At 60.5% G+C, this 19,777-nt stretch carries 18 protein-coding genes; 6 read left to right on the top strand and 12 right to left on the bottom strand.

Annotation, left to right across the window (positions count from 1 at the left end; genetic code table 11):
* Positions 1-46: 46 nt before the first annotated feature.
* Entirely contained in the window at positions 47-820 is a 774-nt protein-coding gene (locus tag OKC43_RS18970) for a DeoR/GlpR family DNA-binding transcription regulator (RefSeq protein ID WP_064335026.1), read from the bottom strand.
* Positions 821-942: 122 nt separating this feature from the next.
* Between OKC43_RS18970 and blrA the strand changes: the two genes are divergently transcribed.
* From blrA to OKC43_RS18940, 6 genes are all read left to right on the top strand, one after another.
* Positions 943-1,617, top strand: coding sequence for a beta-lactam response regulator transcription factor BlrA (gene blrA / locus OKC43_RS18965; RefSeq protein WP_013724228.1), 675 nt, complete (start codon positions 943-945; stop codon positions 1,615-1,617).
* A complete protein-coding gene (blrB, locus tag OKC43_RS18960; RefSeq protein WP_113740533.1) occupies positions 1,614-3,035 on the top strand; it encodes a beta-lactam sensor histidine kinase BlrB in 1,422 nt (473 codons plus the stop codon). The genes blrA and blrB overlap by 4 nt, the downstream gene beginning before the upstream one ends.
* Positions 3,036-3,114: 79 nt before the next feature.
* Entirely contained in the window at positions 3,115-3,909 is a 795-nt protein-coding gene (gene blaOXA, locus OKC43_RS18955) for an OXA-12 family class D beta-lactamase (protein WP_236272323.1), read from the top strand.
* An 83-nt stretch (positions 3,910-3,992) separates the two neighbouring features.
* Positions 3,993-4,472: an Lcl C-terminal domain-containing protein gene (locus OKC43_RS18950; protein WP_236272324.1), complete on the top strand. Its 480-nt coding sequence runs from the start codon at positions 3,993-3,995 to the stop codon at positions 4,470-4,472.
* 117 nt (positions 4,473-4,589) lie between these two features.
* Complete coding sequence (gene creD, locus OKC43_RS18945; RefSeq protein ID WP_236272325.1) at positions 4,590-5,945, top strand: cell envelope integrity protein CreD; 1,356 nt, start codon at positions 4,590-4,592, stop codon at positions 5,943-5,945.
* A gap of 134 nt (positions 5,946-6,079) precedes the next feature.
* Positions 6,080-7,477, top strand: a complete 1,398-nt coding sequence (locus tag OKC43_RS18940) for a DUF4832 domain-containing protein (protein WP_236272326.1) — start codon at positions 6,080-6,082, stop codon at positions 7,475-7,477.
* A gap of 32 nt (positions 7,478-7,509) precedes the next feature.
* Here OKC43_RS18940 and OKC43_RS18935 read toward each other — a convergent pair whose 3' ends face one another.
* Genes OKC43_RS18935 through OKC43_RS18885 form a run of 11 tightly spaced genes read right to left on the bottom strand, consistent with a single transcriptional unit; the run spans position 7,510 to position 19,767 of the window.
* Entirely contained in the window at positions 7,510-7,917 is a 408-nt protein-coding gene (locus OKC43_RS18935) for a hypothetical protein (protein WP_120415955.1), read from the bottom strand.
* Complete coding sequence (locus OKC43_RS18930) at positions 7,914-9,041, bottom strand: glycosyltransferase family 4 protein (RefSeq protein ID WP_236272327.1); 1,128 nt, start codon at positions 9,039-9,041, stop codon at positions 7,914-7,916. The genes OKC43_RS18935 and OKC43_RS18930 overlap by 4 nt, the downstream gene beginning before the upstream one ends.
* On the bottom strand, positions 9,028-9,519 hold the full coding sequence (locus OKC43_RS18925) for a serine acetyltransferase (RefSeq protein ID WP_201954577.1): 492 nt from the start codon (positions 9,517-9,519) through the stop codon (positions 9,028-9,030). The genes OKC43_RS18930 and OKC43_RS18925 overlap by 14 nt, the downstream gene beginning before the upstream one ends.
* Positions 9,516-10,733 (bottom strand): glycosyltransferase family 4 protein, encoded by a 1,218-nt coding sequence (locus OKC43_RS18920; protein WP_236272328.1) that lies wholly within the window; start codon positions 10,731-10,733, stop codon positions 9,516-9,518. The genes OKC43_RS18925 and OKC43_RS18920 overlap by 4 nt, the downstream gene beginning before the upstream one ends.
* A complete protein-coding gene (locus tag OKC43_RS18915) occupies positions 10,730-11,740 on the bottom strand; it encodes a glycosyltransferase family 2 protein (protein ID WP_236272329.1) in 1,011 nt (336 codons plus the stop codon). The genes OKC43_RS18920 and OKC43_RS18915 overlap by 4 nt, the downstream gene beginning before the upstream one ends.
* On the bottom strand, positions 11,737-13,116 hold the full coding sequence (locus OKC43_RS18910; protein WP_236272330.1) for a capsular biosynthesis protein: 1,380 nt from the start codon (positions 13,114-13,116) through the stop codon (positions 11,737-11,739). Before OKC43_RS18910 ends, OKC43_RS18915 begins: the two co-directional genes overlap by 4 nt.
* The gene (locus tag OKC43_RS18905) at positions 13,113-14,327 is read right to left on the bottom strand and encodes a lipopolysaccharide biosynthesis protein (RefSeq protein WP_236272331.1); all 1,215 of its coding nucleotides are present in this window, start codon (positions 14,325-14,327) and stop codon (positions 13,113-13,115) included. Before OKC43_RS18905 ends, OKC43_RS18910 begins: the two co-directional genes overlap by 4 nt.
* Entirely contained in the window at positions 14,324-16,465 is a 2,142-nt protein-coding gene (locus OKC43_RS18900) for a GumC family protein (protein WP_270660439.1), read from the bottom strand. Before OKC43_RS18900 ends, OKC43_RS18905 begins: the two co-directional genes overlap by 4 nt.
* Positions 16,466-16,480: 15 nt before the next feature.
* Positions 16,481-17,020, bottom strand: coding sequence for a polysaccharide biosynthesis/export family protein (locus OKC43_RS18895; RefSeq protein ID WP_205125260.1), 540 nt, complete (start codon positions 17,018-17,020; stop codon positions 16,481-16,483).
* A 1-nt stretch (position 17,021) separates the two neighbouring features.
* Complete coding sequence (locus OKC43_RS18890; RefSeq protein WP_236272333.1) at positions 17,022-18,380, bottom strand: outer membrane beta-barrel protein; 1,359 nt, start codon at positions 18,378-18,380, stop codon at positions 17,022-17,024.
* Entirely contained in the window at positions 18,364-19,767 is a 1,404-nt protein-coding gene (locus tag OKC43_RS18885; RefSeq protein WP_236272334.1) for an undecaprenyl-phosphate glucose phosphotransferase, read from the bottom strand. The genes OKC43_RS18890 and OKC43_RS18885 overlap by 17 nt, the downstream gene beginning before the upstream one ends.
* Positions 19,768-19,777: the final 10 nt, after the last annotated feature.

Genomic DNA, 19,777 nt, shown 5'->3' with positions numbered 1-19,777 from the left:
TTGAGATGCAAATCGTAAAGTCAGTTGGATGGTTCAGAGCTCGATGTCAGCAAGTGACCGGGGCGCAGATAAGCGTCACCCCCTGGGCTTGAATCTGTTCTCTGGCCTCGCTGGCCAGCCCCTCGTCGGTCACCAAGGTATGGATGCTCGACCAGGGAAGTTCGAGATTGGGGATCTTGCGGCCGATCTTTTCCGATTCGACCATCACAATGACCTCCCGCGATACCTCGGCCATGACCCGCGACAGGCCCACCAGCTCGTTGAAGGTGGTGGTGCCACGTTCCGGGTCGATACCGTCGGCACCGATAAAGAGCTGGTCGAAGTCGTAGGAGCGCAGCACCTGTTCCGCCACCTGCCCCTGGAAGGATTCGGAGTGAGGGTCCCAAGTGCCACCGGTCATTAACAGGGTAGGCTCATTTTCCAGCTCGCGCAGGGCACCGGCCACATTGAGGGAGTTGGTCATCACGATGAGGCCGCGCTTGTTGCCCAGCATGGGGATCATGGCGCTGGTGGTGCTGCCGCTGTCGATGATGACGCGGTTGTGATCACGCAGCCGCTCGGCCGCCGCACGGGCAATGGCTAACTTTCGGTTCGAAACTTGTTCAGGGTTGACCTCGACCACCATCTCGTTCGGCAAGGGGACGGCACCACCATAACGGCGCAGCAGCAGACCGCCGGTCTCCAGTACCGCCAGATCTTTACGGATGGTCACTTCGGAGGTAGAAAAGTGTTTGGCGAGGGCGTCGACACTCACTTCACCCTGCTCTTGTACCAGGGTCACTATGGTGTGACGGCGTTGTTGAGTATTACGTTTGGTCATTTTTAAGTTTCGATTCGAAATAACATCGAAATATTAGCCCCTTTTTCGGAAAAATAAAACAGCAAATAGGATCCGATTTGGTTCGATGCCAGAATGGGGTGCCAATTTGCGACGAGGATGCCATGCAAAAGAGAGTCATCTGGCTGGTGGAGGATGAGGCCAGCATCGCCGACACCCTGATTTACGCCCTGCAGACCGACGGGTTCGAGGTGGAGTGGTTCATGCTGGGCCAACAGTTGCTGACACGACTGGAACAGACGCGACCCGACTTCCTGATCCTCGATGTGGGGCTGCCCGACATCAGCGGCTTCGAACTCTGCAAGCAGGTGAGGGCGCTGACCGATATCCCCCTGATGTTCCTCACCGCCCGCAGCGAGGAGATAGACCGGCTGATCGGGCTGGAGATCGGTGCCGACGACTATGTGGCCAAACCCTTCTCGCCACGGGAAGTGTGTGCCCGGGTGCGGGTCATCCTGCGCCGCAGCCAGCCCGTCGCCCCCCAGCCCAGCGCCCTGCTGGTACTGGATGAGGAGCGGGCCCGCATTCACTTTCGCGGCCAGCCGCTGGCCCTCACCCGCTACGAATATCTGCTGCTCAAGACCCTGATGCTGGCGCCGGGGCGGGTCTACTCCCGCCAGCAGCTGATGGATCTGGTGTGGCAGGATGCGGAGGAGAGTCTGGATCGCACCGTCGATACCCACATCAAGACCATCCGCGCCAAGCTGCGCGAACATGATCCAGAAGCCAACCTGATCCTCACCCACCGCGGGCTGGGCTACAGCCTGGAGCTGGCATGAGACTCGGACTGCAACTGCTGTGCGGCCTGCTGCTGATCTTCGCGCTGGCCGCCTGGTTCGTGCTGGAGATCTTCGTCGAGGAGATAAAACCCGGGGTGCGCAGCGCCACCGAGGATACTCTGGTAGACATGACCCAGCTGCTGGCGCCGCTCGCGCTCGATGATCTGAAAGAGGGCAATATGATGAACGGGCGGTTGGCCAGCGCCTTCGCCCGCCTCAACCAGAATCCCATCAATGCGATGATCGATGGCCACCTCAAGCAGCAGGCGGAGTACCGCATCTATGTCACTGACCAGAAGGGTATGGTGATTTACGACTCCGACGGCACGGATCTGGGCAAGGATTATTCCCGCTGGAACGATGTCTACCGCACCCTGCGCGGCCAATATGGCGCCCGCAGCACCCGCACCGATCCCGACGATGCCGCCAGCTCGACCATGTATGTGGCGGCGCCGCTGCGGGAAGGGGCCGAGATCATCGGCTCCCTCACCGTCGCCAAACCCAATCGCACCCTGATGCCAGCCATCGAACGGGGGGAACAGGAGCTGCTGCGGGCCGGCGGCCAGATGCTGCTCATCTCGCTGCTGATCGGCAGCCTGCTGGTGTGGTGGCTCAACCGCGCCATCGGCAAGCTGGTGCACTATGCCGACTCGGTCAGCAAGGGGGAGGCGGCACCGCTGCCACGGCTGCACACCGTCGAGCTGGATCGGCTCGGCCGCTCGCTGGAGACCATGCGCCACCAGCTCGATGGCAAAAGCTACATCGAAGCCTATGTGCACAGCCTGACCCACGAGCTGAAGAGCCCGCTGGCCGCCATTCGCGGGGCAGGGGAGATTTTGGCCGAAACGCCGCCCCCCGAAGTTGCCAAACGGTTTATCGGCAACATCAATCAGGAAACCGCGCGCATGCAGCAGCTGATCGAGCGAATGCTGCAACTGGCGCGGCTGGAGTCGGGGCAGGGGCTGGATCGCCAGTCGGTGGAACCGGCAAAACTGGGCAAGCGCACCCTCGACGCCCGCCAGATCATTGCCCAGCGCCGTCAGGTCGAGTTGGTGGCCGAGCTGGCCAGCGCGCCGAAACAGAAGTGGGATCCGCTGCTGGTGGAGCAGGCCATCGGCAACCTGCTGGACAACGCCATCGACTTCTCTCCCGCCAACGGGCAGGTCACCCTAAGCGGCAGCCAGCAGGAGGAGGGCTACTGTTTTCGGGTCACCGACAGCGGCCCCGGCATTCCCGACTACGCCCTGCCGCGCATCTTCGAGCGCTTCTACTCCCTGCCACGACCGGACAAGGGGAAGAGCAGCGGTCTGGGGCTCAGCTTCGCCCATGAAGTAGCCCACCAGCATGGCGGCCGTCTGACCCTGAGCAACCGACCGGAAGGGGGCGCGCTGGCGGAACTCTGGCTGCCGTTCGCCTAGTCCCCCGCAACTTCACATTCCCCACACAAAGCGGCATTAGACTGCCGCTTTCTCTCATCCATTTGCTCAAGGAAATGCTATGTCCCGCCTGCTTCTCTCCAGCCTGCTGGCTGCCGGTCTGCTCGCAGCCCTGCCTGCCTCCGCCGCCAGCGGCTGCTTTCTCTATGCTGACGGCAACGGCCAGACCCTCTCCAGCGAAGGGGACTGCTCCAGCCAGCTGCCACCCGCGTCCACCTTCAAGATCCCGCTCGCGCTGATGGGTTACGACAGCGGCTATCTGGTGGATGAAGAGCATCCGGCACTGCCTTACAAACCGAGCTATGACGGCTGGCTGCCCGCCTGGCGTGAAACCACCACCCCGCGCCGCTGGGAAACCTACTCGGTGGTCTGGTTCTCCCAGCAGCTCACCGAATGGCTGGGGATGGAGCGCTTCCAGCAATACGTCGACCGCTTCGACTACGGCAACCGGGATCTCTCCGGCAATCCGGGCAAACATGACGGCCTGACCCAGGCCTGGCTCAGCTCCAGCCTCGCCATCAGTCCGGAGGAGCAGGCTCGCTTCCTCGGCAAGATGCTGAGCGGCAAGCTGCCGGTCTCGGCGCAGACCCTGCAGTACACCGCCAATATCCTCAAGGTGAGCGAGATCGACGGCTGGCAGATCCACGGCAAAACCGGCATGGGCTACCCGAAAAAGCTGGATGGCAGCCTCAACCGCGATCAGCAGATCGGCTGGTTCGTCGGCTGGGCCAGCAAACCGGGCAAACAGCTGATCTTCGTCCATACCGTGGTGCAAAAGCCCGGCAAGCAGTTCGCCTCCCTCAAGGCGAAAGAAGAGGTGCTGGCCGCCCTGCCTGCACAACTTAAAAAGCTGTGAGCTCGCTTCCCGCCAGATAAACCCCGATAACCACGGTCAGCCCACCAGCGACGGGCTGACCGCCATTCGTAAACGAGACAAACATGAAATTATTTCTATTGCTGCTCTGGCTTCCGGCCAGCATGGCGCTGGCTGCCTGTGATCTCTCCAACCGCCTGACACGGCAGGGAGAAGTCATCCATGATCGGCTAAACCACCTCGAATGGCAGGCGTGCAGCCTGGGCAGCGAGTGGCAGAAAGGGAAAGGCTGCGTGGGCACACCGGCCCTGCTGACGCTGCTTGAAGCCAAAGATGAAGCGGCCCGCCTTGGCGAGGGGTGGCGACTCCCCACCATCGAGGAGCTCTTCACCCTGCTCGACGAAAATTGCCGGACGCCGATGACAGACCCGCGCTTCTTCTCCGATATCCATGACAACGGGGAAAATTCAGCCCCCTACTGGACCTCCAGCTCCATCGAGGAGATGCCGGAACTGATCTATTACATCGATTTTATGCACGGGCTCATCGACGGCCACACCGATCGTTTCGCGCAAGCCGCCCGGTTGGTGCGCTCCCGCCCCTGAACAATCCCGCGGCGCCTGATGGCGCCGTTTTTCAACAGTTCACCGCCACTTCACACAAGCCCATCACCACTTCACGCCGGACTGACAGACTCACTCCATCCAACAAGGAGACGTGTCATGGTCAAACAGATATTCACCCACAAGATATTTCTGCTGCTGTTGCTCAGCCTGCTGTTGATGGTGCCGGTGCAATCCATCATGGAGCTGAACCGGGAGCGTCAGGCTTACCGCAGTCAGGCCATCAAACAGATAATGGCCAGTACGAGTGGACCGCAGCGCCTAATAGGCCCCATCCTGGTGCAGCCCTATACCCGCTCGGTAACGGTCGAGCAGGAGGGCAAGCGCTTCATCCGTCAGGAGCAGATCTACCGCTACCTGCTGCCGGAGCAGCTGGATATCAGGGCCGACATGGAGGTCACCCCGCGCAAGCTGGGCATCTATCAGGCGCAGGTCTACCAGACCCGCCTCACCCTATCCGGCCGCCTTCCCACCCGGCAGAGTTTGCTGAATGACGCGACTTCACCGCTCGGTGAAACGGCCGAGCTGGTGGCGGGCAAACCCTACCTGAGCCTGGTGCTCTCCGATGCCCGCGGTATCAACAGCGTCCCCGAACTGCAACTCGGCACACAGCGGATTCCGTTTGCCCCCGGCGCCCGCCTCGGTGATGCGCTCGCGGGTATCCATGCCCCGATCGACAGCCTGCCGCAGCAGGATGGTACCTTCCATCTGGAGCTCAATCTACAGGGGATGAACGCCCTCGACATAGTCCCGCTGGGCAAGGAGAGCACCCTGCAGCTGGCGAGCAACTGGCCCCACCCCAACTTTATCGGTGACTTTCTGCCGGGCAGTCGCACCCTGAGCCCACAAGGGTTTGAGGCCAACTGGCAAACCAGCTGGTTCGCCACCGATATGGAGAGCCGCTTCAATCGGGCGATGAACGGCGGGGAGGGTGTGTTGCCTACCTTCAGCGTCAGTCTGGTGCAACCGGTGGATCACTATCAGCTCAACGAGCGGGCGGCCAAATATGCCCTGCTCTTCATCGGCCTCACCTTTATCAGCTTCTTCATGTTCGAACTGCTCAAGGGGCTGCGGGTTCACCCGATCCAGTACGCGCTGGTGGGCATGGGGCTGGCCATCTTCTATCTGGTGCTACTGGCCCTGACCGAACACCTCGGCTTTGGCTGGGCCTATCTGGTGGCCGCGCTGGCCAGCGTGCTGCTCAACGGTTTCTACCTCAGTCATGTACTGGGTGGCCCGAAGCAGGGGATCGGCTTCGCGGCGCTGCTCGGGCTGGTCTATGCCATCCTCTACAGCCTGCTGCAGGCCGAAGAGATCGCTCTGCTGCTCGGCGCCCTGCTGCTGTTCGCCACCCTGGCGCTGATCATGCTGCTGACCCGCAAGCTCGACTGGTATCAGGTGATGGGGCAACAGAGTGTCGAGTCCCGCCCAGCCGGACATGACAATGACGACTGAGGGCACAACCTCCGTCAATCTCTGACCGAGGCAACAAAGGCTTCATTCGGTTCTTCTCGAAAACAGCGGAATCGGCTGGGCCTTTGTCCGCCAATTTCCTAGCATGCAACCATGTTCCACAGGCGGACGATCACATGAAAATGCATCCGGGCAGGATCCTGCTCTATTCCGGCTTGCTATGGGCTCAGGGAGCTCTGGCCGATACCCTCACCATTCATCCCGAACCGGTCGACGACCTCTTGCACAATCCCGGCGTCGGTATCGAAGAGTTTCACAACAGCTGGGGTCATCCCCTCTCTCTGGCTGAACATCCGGTCAGCACGGTCGACTACTTCCGCTTCTACTGGAGCGAGCTAGAACCACGGGAGGGCGAATACAACTTTGCTCTGATCGACAGGGCCATCGATCAGGCGCAACACGCCACCCCGAAACAGTCGATCGCCCTCAGGGTCATGACCCTTGATGAGCCCTTCTCTGGCAGCAAGATCCCGGAGTGGCTCATCAACAAGGGGATTAGGGGAGAGTGGGTGAACAACCACCAGACCTTTGTGCCCGACTACAGCGACCCGCAGTTCCTCGCCCGTGCCACCCGGCTGTTCCAGGCGCTGGGCGCCCATTACGATGGCAACCCGGCGCTGAGTCATGTCGACATCGGCATGATAGGTTCATGGGGGGAGTGGCACATGAGCAACTTCCCCGGCCCGACGCTGGAACAGCGCTACAGCAGCGAGCAGCTCAAACCCTATGTTGACCTGCAGATGGCCGCTTTTCCGCGAACCCCCAAGCTGATGCTCATCAACAACCTGCCCATGTTTGAGTATGCCGTGGGCAAGGGAGCCGGCTGGCGGGCAGACTGCCTCGGCGACTGGCACCACTTCTCCCAAAATTGGAGCCACATGCGCAATGCCTACCCGGAACGACTGGCGAGCGCCCGCACCGATGTGGCGAACTTCGATTCCAGCTGGCAGCGGGCGCCGGTCAGTTTCGAGGTGTGCGGCAAGCTAAGCGAGTGGCCAGGCCAGCAGCAGTACACCATGGAGGAGGTCAAGGCCACCTTTGACTGGGCGCTGGCCCAACACGCCTCCACCATCAATCTCAAGTCGGATCCGGTTCCGCCCCAATATCGACCCATCGTCGACAATGCCCTGCGCAAGATGGGCTATCGCATCGTGCTGGACCAGCTGACCCTCAAGGGAACCATGAAGCCGGGGGCTACCCTTGCCCTCAACGGTGACTGGCACAACGACGGGGTAGCGCCGGCCTATCGCAACTGGCCTCTCACCTACCGGCTGATCAACGAGGAAGGGCAGGTCGGCGCCATGCTGGTGACCCGCAACGACATGACCCGCTGGATCCCGGGCAGCAAGACTACCACTCGCGACAGCCTGACCCTGCCGGGCCGGATGGCACGCGGTCACTACTATCTTGAGCTGGCCTTCATCGGTCAGGACAAGCAGCCCGCTTTGCAGCTCGGTATTGCCGGTCTGGAAGAGAGTGGCTGGTATCGTCTGGCCGAGATAGACATCCAGTAACGCAAGAGGGCTCCCGCAGGAGCCCTCTTTCATCACATCAGCACGCTCTTTTTGAACAGGTCCCACACCCCGAACGAGAAGTGCTTGAAAATGTCGATGCCAAGGGCCGACTTCACCAGATAGAGCAGCAGCACCATGCCGCAGATCCCCAGCAGCAACAGCAGGGTGGTCAGCAGCACCTTGAGGTGAAAGCGAAAGCCGCTCTCCCGCCCGCGGTGACGGCGATCCCGTCCCATCAGCACCACCAGATAGCAACGCCAGCGACCGATGCCGAAGGCGCTGTTGACGTTGATGGCGTGTGACTTGCCATCACTCATCAGCCGCAGCGCCTGCTCGATACCGTTGCGCTGAGTTTCACTCAGGCTCTCGGCCACCTCGGGGGAGAGAGCACGGTAGAAGCGGTCGATCGCCCCCTGCGGTTTCTGCGGTAATTGACTCATTGGTTTTCTCCTGCGGGTATGCCCAGAGCCTTGCGGTAGACCGCCATGGTCTGGCCAGCGATCCGCTGCCAGTCATACCGCTGCAGATAGTCGCTGTAATCGACCTTGCCGCGAGTCAACTGGGTGTTGAGTCGCTCAGCCAGCGCACTCACATCGCCGACCGGAAAATAACACTCCTGTTGCAGCGCCACCGCCAGATTGGCGGGAATGTCGCTCACCACCACCGGCAGGGAGAAGGAGAGCGCCTCCAGCAGGGCGATCGGCAGCCCCTCGTGATAAGAGGGCATGGCAAACAGGGCAGCCTGTGAAAAGACGCTGATCAGCGCCTCGCCATTGAGGAAACCGGTACGGATCACCCCTGGTGTTTCATCCGCTATCCGCTGCAAGTGCTCGCTGTAGGGGGTTGGGTGATCCGTATCCCCCACCAGTACCAGCGACATCTCGGTATCGAGCTGGCGGTAGGCGGCGATGAGATCGTGCAGCCCCTTCTCTTCGACGAAGCGGCCCACCGCCACCAGATAGCTGCCAGCGGTCAGTCCGAAACGGGCCAGCGTCAGTTCCCTCTTGTCCACTGCAGGCAGCTCGACCCGTTTCACCCCGTTGTAGATGAGGTGGGCATCCTGGCGATCGTACTGTCGGCGGATGGCCTCGTTGATCACTTCGGAGATGACGATCACCTCACTGGCATAACGTACTGCCCAGCGCTCGCCAAGACGCAACACCCACTTGGCCAGCGCCCCCCACTTCTGGCGGTCATAGTCGGGACCGTGATGGGTAAAGACCACCCGCTTGCCAAGCAACCTCAGCAGCGGCACCACCAGCCCCGGGCCGATGGCATGGACATGCACCAGATCGCAGGCATGGCTGCGGCAGTAAAAAACCGCGAGCAGAGAGTGGAGGATTGCCTCCAGCGACTTCTTTTTGGGGGCGGGCAACGCCTTAAGAGCCACCCCTTCAAACTCGCCGCTTCGGTAATTCACATAGGGGGCGCGAGCCAGCACGGTCGCCGCCACTTCGAACTGGCGGTGCAACTCTGGATAGAGGGACTGACAATGGGTTTCGACACCGCCCAGTACATGGGGGATCCCTCGGGTACCGAGCACGGTCACACTAATCTGCTTCATGATCTTCTCGAATGATTCTGGCGGGATTGCCCGCAACAACGGCACGAGCCGGGACGGAACGAGTGACGACGGTGCCGGCACCGACACAGGCATGATCACCAATGGCGATGGCCCCGATAACGATGGCGCCGGTGCCGAACTCGACCCCGTCCCCCACGCTGGGCGAGAGAAGCTGACCGCTCTGACGATCTGGCTTGTTGCCCAGGGTGCAGTTGTGGCGCAGGATGCAGTCACGCCCCATCTGCACGCCGTCACCGATGACGATATTCTGCGGGTGATAGAGGCGCAGGCCCCAACCCAGCCGGGCTCTTGGCGAGATATCGAGGCCGCACAGCAGCTTGAATCCCTTGAGCAGCAACAAGCCGGGCAGCCTCATAAAGCGGCCTCCCTGTGCCATCCGGTAACTGAACAGGAACAGGCGCGCCGTCTTGCTCGGATTGAGCGCCAGTTCGGTTTTCAACTCGTGCCAGAAACTCATCTCTGTTTCTCCTCCAGCAACGACTGGTAAAGCGCCAGCAGGGCTTGCTGGTGGCTGGCGAGGGAGTAGCTGTCGATCAGCCGCTGACGAGCCGAACGCCCCATGGCCGCCGTCTGCTCCGGCTCGGCCACCAGCCTGTCCATGCAGCGGGCCAACTCGTCGGCATTGCCCGCCTCGAACAGCAAGCCATCGAGACCGTCGCGGATCTGCTCCGGAATCCCGCCAATTCGAGCCCCGATCACCGGTTTGCCATAGGCCATCGCCTCCAGTACCGACATGGAGCAGTTCTCGTACCACTCGGACGGCACCACCACTGCCTTGGCGTGACGCAGCAGATCGAGCAACGCTTCCCCCTGCTTGAACCCCAGCAGTTCGGCATTGGGATAATGCTGCCCGAGGTGCGCCTGCAGCGGGCCACCGCCCACAATTTTGAGACCCGCCGGCAGCGTCATGCGCTGATGGGCACGGGCAAGCGTCTCGACCCCTTTCTCGGCCATCAGGCGCCCGAGGAACAGAAAGTACCCACGATCCTCTCCGCTTTCGCGGCTCGACTCGACATCGATACCATTGAGGATCACCTCGATGCGGGAAGCAGGCAGCCGGGTGCGAAGCATCCCGGCCATGAAGGCGCTCGGCGCCACCAATGCATCGACCTGCTCATAGTTGCGGCGCCACTGCTGCCAGGCCGCCTCGGCAGAGAGCAGCAGGCTCTTGCCCCACGACCCCTCCTGCCACTGATGGCGAAACAGCTTGAGCCAGGAACCCTCGATCCGGGTCAGATCGAACGGCTCGCCATCGACCAACATGCTGTAGTTGGGACAGGCCACCTTGTAGTCGTGGGCTGTCAGCACCGTCTTGCAGCCCAGGGATTTGGCCACCCGGATGATCGCCGGGGTGAGCTGGTGGTAGATGTTGTGAAAGTGAACGATATCGGGCCGCTCGGCACGGATAAGCTCCGCCAGCCGATCACAGGCCTCCTGATTGTGGATAAAGCGAACGGCGATCTTCAGCCGATCGAAGAGCCCGTGCCGCTGGTGATAATCGACGTTGGCCGGAAAGTAGCTGCTCTGGGGCGAGGGGAGGTTATCCGGATGCTGCATGGCAAAGTCGAGCACCTGATAACCCGCCTGACGCACCATCTCCCGCTCCTGAAAGAGGACGGTCTCGGCACCTCCCTTCATGAAAAAGAACTTGTTGGCAAAGAGCACCTTCACGGCAATGACTCCTGGATCAGACGATGGGCGGGCGCCTCGCGCGGAGAGCGCTGGGGCAACAGCAGGCCGCGCACCAGCCCGGCTGCATAGATGGAGAGGTTCATGACACTGCGCAGGGCATCTTGCAGGGAGCGGTTCTTCAACCACTTGAGAGCGATGAAGCCACCCAGCGGTGTCAGCGCCAGCAACGGCAACCAGAACGGCAGCCCGGCTGCGAAAAGCAGCACGCAGAACAGGAGTGTCAGCAGGTAGAGCCCGAACAGCAGCTCGGAGCGGATCACCGACAGCACCTCGCGAAAATAGGGCTGCCCCCACGCCGAGCGCACCAGCTCGCCGCTGGCAAACAGATACCCCATGCGCCAGCGGTAACGGATCAGGGCAAGGGAGTCCATGGTGTGGGAGGTGTGAAAGAAGAAGGGAACATCGAGCCGCTCCAGCCGATAGCCCGCCTGACGCAACCGGATACCCAGCTCCGCCTCTTCGTAACCATGCAGGTTGCGATTGGTGAGATAGCCGATCTGCTCGATGGCGCTGCGTCGAAACAGACCGCCACCACACAGCCAGCGCGACTCGCCCAGCGGATAGATCTGGTTGATGCGCTGCTTGCGCGACTTGAACTCATAGCTGTGGGCATCATCCATCTCGGCCCGCCCGGCCACGCCCCCGCATTCGGGGTGGGAGTGCATGTGCGCAATGGCGGCTGGCACAAACTCCGGCTCCAGCTTCATGTCGCCATCGAGCAACAGCAGGAATTCCCCTTCGCTGAAGAGGTAGCCAAGCTGTGGCCCCACACCACAACAGCGATCGGCCGGATTGGTCAGGCTCACCACAGTCACTCCCAGCTGGCAGGCGATCGCCTGGGTACGGTCGGTCGAGAGACTGTCCGCCACGATAATCTGGTGGGAGTAGTCGGCCAGAGCGCTTCTGATGCTGGCTATGGTGTCGGCAATCCCTGCCTCCTCGTTGTAGGTCTTGATGATGACGGAGATAAGGGGGGATGGAGTCATGACACCTCACAGGAACGGGTGGCCTGCCGAACCGAAGAACGGATCACCAGGGCGGCACCCAGCACGAAATAGAAGAGAAACTGCTGCACCGGGATCAGCATCAGCAGCTGGCTGTAAGGCAAGCTCAGCAGGCAGGCGATCCCGAACGCGATGAAAGCGGGTTGGTAGCTGAGCAGACGCACATCTGCCGTGCTTAGCAGTTGGCGATCCAGCAATGGACAGGGGCGGCAGCACCAGAGCAGCAGAACGATCAGCGCGATGAAGATCAGGGTGCCCATCAGCCCCACCTCCCACAGCAACACGCTGAGGGAAGTGGAGTCGAGCAGCACGTTGAACAGGGGGTTGAGAAAACCGGGCAGGGTGCTGCCATGGTTGGTGGTGTTGAGGCCATAACCAAACAGCAGATTGCTGAGACCGTGGTGATCACCGTTGTTGGCCCAGAAAAAGAGCGTCGTCACCCGCCCCAGCTCGCCGGTTTCCGGGTTGATGTGGTTGGGATCGAAGATATAGCCGAGGGAGTCGATAAACAGCTCAATGGCCCCCTGTTGTCCGGCCCCCTCGAATGCGGATGAGTAGGAGGCAGCCAGCACCAGAACGGCCGCTGCCACCAACGCCGTCATCGCCAGCGCAATCAGCAGCAGACGCTTGAGGTCATAGCTTTTCATCCCCCTGACATAGCTTGGCGAGAGCCAGACCCAGGCCAGCAGCAAGGGGGACAGCAGGATAACGAACTTCACCTCGGCCAGCACGCAGATGGCAAAGGCGGCAAGAATGTGAAAAGCAACCGAACGACGCGAAATGAGGCCATGGCGAAACTCGGATAGCTTGATCAGCATCACCAGCAGACAGAAGAAGCCGAGAGCACCGGTATTGCCGCCCCCCATGGGATCCCCCCCGAAGGTGCCGACCACCGAGTCCCACTTTTCAAACTCGCCACGCAGTGCCACTCGTTTCGGCACCACCACCAGCACCTGAAACAGCACCACCGGGATCTGCAGGTAGAAGACCCACTCCACCAGCTTCATGATGCGGTAAATCTGTGACTCGCGGCAGAAGCCCAGTAACAGGCAGGGGAGCAGCAGAGAGAGCGCCAGCTCGTTCTTGAAACCGATGATAGTCACCATGCCCCCCTGCTGAAGCAGGGTGCCCAGCAGCGCCAGCACCAGCAAGCCACTGTAGAGCAGCAGCAGCACCTTCTCCTGATAGTCGAGCCGCAACGGGCTGTAACGCGTCTGCAACGGCAGCAACATCAAGGTGGCAATCGCCAGCAGGAAGGGCAGCCAGAGGAAGGCTGTAATACCGGTGACGTACTGGGCCAGGCCGCAGATCACCAGCGACAACAGCAGATTGGCCTGCATGATAAAGGCACTGTTCACTGTGCCAGCTCCATCCGCCCCTGCAACTCTGCAGCCCGGCGGTTGACCCGCAAAAAGACGAAGCCGTAGCGCACCGCAGTCAGCAAAGAAAAGGCCAGCACACAAAGCTCGTACTCCTGTTGCAGCCAGGGCAACAGCACGAAGGCGATCACCACGACCAGCAGCTGCTCAAGCTGGATCCGCAAAAAGTAGCGGGGCGAGCCGAACACCAGCTCGATTACGGTCAGCGGGCAGATGGCTACCGCAGTAAACACATAAGGCAACATGTAGCGGGAAGTATCGATGGAGGCGATCCACTCCGCATTGAAGAACCACTTCATTACCAGCGGATAGCAGATGAGGATCCCGAGGGTGGCTGCACTACCCATCGCCAGCAGCAGCAGCTTCACCTTGCGAAACTCCTCTCCGTTGAAACGGCGCTGGCGAAAATCCTCCGACCATCGCGAGAAGATGGAGTGGCGGATAGCGTTGCCGACAATCACCACGGGCGCCAGACAGAAGCGGTTGACCACGGCAAAGTAGCCCGCCACCAGAGGGGAAAACCAGAAGTTGATCAGCACGGTTGGCAGATTGGCCGTCACCATCGCCAGCACTTCGGCACTGCCGACACCAGCCAGATGCGCTTTATGGCGGGAGAAGAAGTGCAGCAGGCGGTGCGGGGAAGCCTCCCTCAGCATGGAACTGTGCCAGGCAAAGGCAGACCACAACCAGCCTCCGATCACCAGCAGCAACAGACAGGCCCATAACTGATAAAAGTGGACCATGTCAGGGGCAAGCAGCAGGCAGAGCAGCACCACGGCAGAGGCCGAGATACGCTGCAGACCGAGCCGCTGGTAGTGACCGGCCCGCAGAGCCAGATTCTCGGCGATGAGGATCAGCCCGTGGGTCACGGTCAGCAGGTAGAGCGGCCAGAGCGGCAGCGAGAAAAAGCAGACCACCACCAGCACATAGGGAATGGGGAGCAGCCAGACCTGCAACAGGGAAAAGATCAGGTTGCCGGGCAGCTCGGCCTCCTCCAGCTTGGGCAACAGCAGTTGCGAGGCAAAGGTGGCAAGTTGGGCACCGATCAGCACCAGACTGTAGCTGAGGGCATAGAGCCCGACCGCAGCCATGTCGAACTTGTGCGACAGTGACCAGACCGAGAACGCCCCGATCAGCTGGGACAGCACGGAAGCACCACCTATGGTGGTGATGCTGCGCAGCAGTTTCATAGCGCGCCCCGGATGGGAGCACCACATAATCTCAGGTTCTCAGCCCCTTCCAGATCCCGTTCGGCGACCTGGGTCAGCACAGTCCCCAGAACCGCCACTCTGGCATCCCGCAGCTGTGCCATCACGCTCAGCACCCGGCTGGCCGGCAGTTGCCCGGACTGAACCACATGAATGGCACCATCCAGCGGTTGCCCCAGCAGTAAAGCATCCTTGCCGACCTCCAGCGCAGGAGTGTCCACTATGATGCGATCAAACTGCCCGGCCAGAGCTGCCAGAAGCTCACTCCAGCGCGGGGAACCAAGCAGTGCCAGCGGGGAAGAGACCGGCTGACCAGCAGGCAGCAGGGTCAATCCCTCTTTTGGCACCAGACAGGCAGCCAAGTCGGCTTCGCCTGAGAGCAGCTCGGCCAACCCCGGTCTGGCTTCCAGCCCCAGTAACTGGCGACCGAGGGAGCCCCGGCGCAGATCCCCATCCACCAGCAGCACCCGCTCATGGCGGGCAAAGCTGGCGGCGCAAAGTGCCGCCAGCGTCGACTTGCCCTCACCAGCACGGGTCGAGGTGATCATGATGCGCTGCAGCTGACCCGGCTCCAGCCGCATAATGGCGTAGAGGTCATCGGCACTGGCACCTACTCTGGGATTGACCGCCCCCACCCGCAGCAGGGCACTCTGATCCTGCAAGGCTGGCAGCCGCGGGATTTCGCCAAGCACCCGCCCACCGAGCTGGGAGACCAGCTGGCTCAGACGATCCAGAGTATTGCGCAGTGATCCGGCAGTGATGACGGCCAGCACGGCAACCATGCCCGCCATGATCACCACCATTAGCAGAAACAGCATCTTGTTTGGCTTGGCTGGCAACAAGGGCACCGATGCCGCATCGTAGAGGATGGCATTTGACTCGTGCAGCTGAGCGTTCAGGCGGGTCTCTTCCTGACGGCGGAACAGCTCGTTATAGAGCTGACGGGTCTTGTCGATATTGTTCTTCAGATTGTTGTGCTCATCCTTCTTGACCGCCAGCGAGGAGAACTCCCGCTTCTTCTCATCAAGCTGGGCAAGGTACTCCTGCTCCTTGCGCTGGCTGCTCAGGTAACGATCCTCGATACCGTCGGCAATCTCCCGCATCAGCTGGTTTGACTGGGTATTGAGTGCCTTGATGCGTGCTTCGGCCTGCAGAATACGGTCATGCTTGGGGCCATAACGCTTGGCCAGCTCGGAGAGCTCCTGCTGTGCCTTGATGAGAGCGATGCGCAGATCCTGCATCTGGGGGTGGTTGGAGACCTCGGGCAGGGAGGCCAGCGCCGCCGGATTGCGGCCGTACTCCTGAATGGACTGGAATTCGGCCTGCGCCGCCAGCCGCCGCTCGCGGGCATCCGCGTACTTGTTGGTGATGATGCCGAGCTCTTCGGTTTGCAAACCATCTACGCCGCGAAACGTCAGCAGATCATTGCGGGCAAGAAAATCGCCGAGCTGCTTCTCCTGCTTCTCCAGACTGGCCTTTATCTCGACCAACCGGCTCTGGTTCCAGTGCGATGCCGTGGTGTTGGCATCGACCCGCTCCTCCACATTGAGATCGATGTAGGTCTGGGCCACCTCATTGGCGACGCTGGCGGCCAGCTCGGGAGAGCGGGATTCGAACCCGATGCTGACCAGCTGGGTATCGCGCACCGGCGAAATAGAAAGATGTTTAGCCAGATACTCCATTGCGTGCTGGTTGCGTGAGGAGGCATCCTCCTGATGTCCGGCACTCCAGAATCCCTTGATGCGGCTAAACCAGCTGTCCGGATTGGGCTGCCCGTTGAATTCCGGCAACTCGGCCAAGCCCAGATGAGTGACCACCTTCTCTGCCACCCGGCGTGACTTGAGCAGCTCGAACTGGGTGTTGTAGTACTCGCGGCGGCTGGTATCGACCCGATAGACGGGCTCGATAGGTGAAGCGCTGTTGGCATCAGCCTTCAGCAGCAGGGTCGCACTGGACTGGTAGTAGGGTGGCATGCTGAGGATAAAGGGGGCTGCCACAAGGGTCACCACGGCGGCAAACAGCACCACCTTCCACCAGTTTGCCTTGAGCACCCGCCAGGGGCCGCTGAAATCGAGGCGGCTCTCTAGCGCACGGCCATTTTCAACCAACAATGAAGTCATGAAGAGCGTCCTGGATCAGAAGAAACTTTGTTCGATGGTGATGATGTCGCCGGGATTGAGTTGCCGTTGCAGGCTCACCTCTTCCAGCAACTGATCGCTGCCATTGAGGCGCAGGCTGATATCCCGTCTAGCGGCGCGATCGGTGAAACCACCCGCCAGCGCGACGGCCTTCTCCACCGTCAGGCCGGGCTGGTATTCGTAGCCACCCGGGTGAGCCACCTCGCCAGCTACAAACACCTGACGAAAAGTGGTCACGTTGACCGTCACCATGGGGTCGAGCAGCACGCCGTGCTTGAGCCCTCTGGTCAGCAGCTCGGCCACCTCAGTGGTGGTGTGGCCCATCAGCAGCACCTGACCCAGATAGGGGTAATTGACCTGGCCACTGGTATCAACCTTGAACTTCATCGACAGATCCGGCTCGCCATACACCCGGATTTCAACCTCGTCACCCGGCGCAAGCCGGTAGGCGGAATCGTTGCCTTGCGAACCCTGACCAGCCCAGACCGACAGGCTGAACAACCAGCCAAGCAGAAGCACCATCACGCTTTTGTTCATGTTAAATGGCTACCTTGAGTGAAAGAGAAAGCTGTTGTTTGTCGTAACCGAGGGCACGGCCATAGCACTTGCCGCCGATGTCGATGGGCTGTCCGGCAAAGCTGGAACCGGAGTCGGCCTGCTGGTAGTGGAGCCCCAGATTGACGGAGGGACGAATGTCGTAGCTGATGCCCATGCCCCAGCGATGGATATCGTCCTGACGGTGGCGGTTGTCGTTACCACAGACCACCGACTGGTGATAATCATCCCGGATATCGTGATAGGAGAGCGTGGTCGCCACTCCGGGTGACCAGTGGTGCTGCCACTCGGCGCCATATAGCTGGCTGCTGACATAGCCGCCGTCACCACCCGGATCACGAATGGTCCGGCTGGAGATCAGCGCAAGCTTGCTGTAATCGAGCGGTTGCCACTCCAGGCGCAGATCCCAGTTCAGCCCTTTGAAACTCTCCGCCTGAGGATCATTGACGAAACGCTTGTAGATCCCGCCGATATTGGCATCGATCCGGGTCTTGCCAGTCAGCTGGCTCATCACCCCGGTGATAAGAAAAAACTCGTCGGAATCCTTGTGCGGATTGGCCGGGTAGCGTCGCAGATTGGTCTGCAGGGTGTAACGAAAACGGCTGACATGACTCACCTGATCGAACAGCTCGACAATGGCGGTGTTCTCCTGCCACTCCTGCTCGGCCATATAGCGTTCAAAGTCATGCTGGTAGAGGTGCTTGTCGAGATAGCCCAGATCCTTGTGGGAGAGCGCCAGCTCCAGCTTGCCTCTGGCATCGGGAGCGCCGTAACTGTAACGGCCACCCACTTCGCTGCGTTTGAACCGCAGCGGCTCATTTATCTGAAACCTGCCAAATGTGCCATCACCACAGAGCGCACGACCTTCCTTCTCATCAGCGTCGCTGGGACAGGGAGAAGTATCTCCCCGCAACATAAAGCCTTCGGTCAGCCCCTCGCCACGCGCCTCATGGCCCAGCCGATACTGGTACATCAGCTTGAAGGCGTTGCGCAGGGAGAAACGCCAGCTGCCGTCAAACTGGAACTGGTGATCGGCATAGTCATCGGCATGACTGCTGTCATAGCGACGATAGTCACCCAGATAGCTGAACTGATAGCGATCCAGACCGCGTTCGCCCACCATGCGAAATTCCGGGGTGATCCCGATGAAATCTGAGCCTATCGCCTGACTACTGTCGCGCAGCCACAATAGGTTGCTGTCGTGACCATAACGATTCTCCACATCGGTCTGGATCTCCAGACCAAGCGGCCCCTGATGGGATACGGGAGAAACCTCGGCACGGACTGAAAGAGAGGGGGAGAGCAGCACTCCGGCGCAAATGAGGCTAGTAAGCGGATGCACCGACAAACCCCTTGAATACTGTCAGGAAAATGATTTTTAAATCCAGTCCGAGCGACCAGTACTGGATGTACTTGAGATCGAACTTGACCCGCATCTCCATCTTGTCGAGGGTGTCGGTTTCACCACGAAATCCATTTATCTGGGCCAGCCCGGTAATCCCCGGTTTCACCTTGTGGCGCAGCATGTAACGCTCCACCAGTGAGCGGTACTGCTCGTTGTGCGCCACGGCATGGGGGCGCGGCCCAACGATCGACATGGAACCCTGAATCACATTGAAAAACTGCGGCAGCTCATCCAGCGAGGTACGACGCAAAAACGCACCGAATGGCGTCACTCTGGGATCGCCTCTGGTTGCCTGAGTCACCACGGAATCATTCTCCATGACGCGCATGGAGCGGAATTTCCAGACCTGGATCCGTTTCCCCCCCAGGCCGTAGCGATCCTGCTTGAAGAGCACAGGTCCGGGTGAAGAGAGACGCACCCCGAGTGCCACCAGTGCCATGACCGGAGAGATGAGCAGCAGGATGAGTGAACCCAGCACCAGATCTTCAATCCGTTTGAGCAGGGCGGCGCCCCCTTCAAACGGGGAATCGAAAAAGCTGAAGGTATAGATATCGCCCACCCGATCGATGTGGGATACGGTCAGACCGTACTCGTAGAAATCGGGTACCAGATAGGTATCGACCGTGGTATCGGAGAGTTCGTAGAGGTAGTGATTTATGCGCTCCCGGGCAGTCAGGGGCAGCGCCAGATAGACTTCGTCGACCAGCCCTTTGCGGGCCAGCTCGAGCAGTTCGTCGACATCACCCAACAGAGGACTGCGAGTCGGGTAACCGAAGCGCTCTTCGCTGCGGGCATCGAAAAATCCGAGCATCTGGATAGCGTGACGCGGACTCTCCCACAGGGATTTCTCCAGCGCCAGTCCAGCCGGAGTCACGCCAATGATGGCCACACGACGACAACAGGAAGCACCGCTGAACCAGAGGGTCACCAGTCGGTACAGCACCCGATAGCTGGTAGAAATAAGACAGGCCATGGCAAGCCAGAGCACAGCCAGCTCCAGCGGGAAAGGGTGGTAGGGTTTAAAGATGGGAACCAGATAGACCAGCAGGTAGAGCAGGGTAGCTGTTACCAACCAGGAGAAGATGAGGCGCAGCAGAGACTGCGCCAGATGTTTACGAACCCGGCTGCAATAGAGCCCGGTATTCTGGGAGACCAGAAAGAAGACCACCATGCCCAGCGTGGCCAGTGACATCTCGTCCAACCCATGAAACAAACCAAAGTGCCGCGAAAGCAGCACCATTGAGACTGAAATTCCCACCAGATCGACAAAGCGGGAAAACAGACTGTGGCTCGCGTCTGCGAGCTTGATGATTCGTTTGTTCATGGGTCGCCTT

It is taken from the genome of Aeromonas sp. Y289-2 (assembly GCF_027705925.1).
Lineage (GTDB): Bacteria > Pseudomonadota > Gammaproteobacteria > Enterobacterales > Aeromonadaceae > Aeromonas > Aeromonas veronii.
This window is presented reverse-complemented; position numbering and strand designations above follow the sequence as displayed.